Consider the following 253-nt stretch of genomic DNA (forward strand, 5'->3'; position numbering starts at 1 on the left):
CAACGTGCCGAATCATCGTTAGGGTATACGCTGAGCCAAACTGTTATTGGTCGCCCAGTGAATTTTCAAGCAGTTGGTGGTGAGCAGTCAAACCAACAAGCCGTGGGCATTTTAACACGTGCAGCAAACCGAGCAGGCTTTAAAGATGTGGAATTTTTATATGAACCACTTGCCGCCGGGATTGATTATGAAAGTGATTTAACGCAAGACCAAAAAGTGCTAGTAATAGATATTGGTGGTGGTACAAGTGACT

The 253-nt window shown here is 44.3% G+C and carries 1 protein-coding gene; it reads left to right on the forward strand.

What is annotated here, in order from left to right; translation table 11 throughout:
- Window positions 1-253 (forward strand): Hsp70 family protein (locus tag CWB76_RS19275; protein ID WP_171039670.1); only part of this gene is annotated, 253 nt, incomplete at both ends.

Source organism: Pseudoalteromonas sp. S1609, assembly GCF_005887255.1.
In the GTDB taxonomy this organism is placed as follows: Bacteria; Pseudomonadota; Gammaproteobacteria; order Enterobacterales; family Alteromonadaceae; genus Pseudoalteromonas.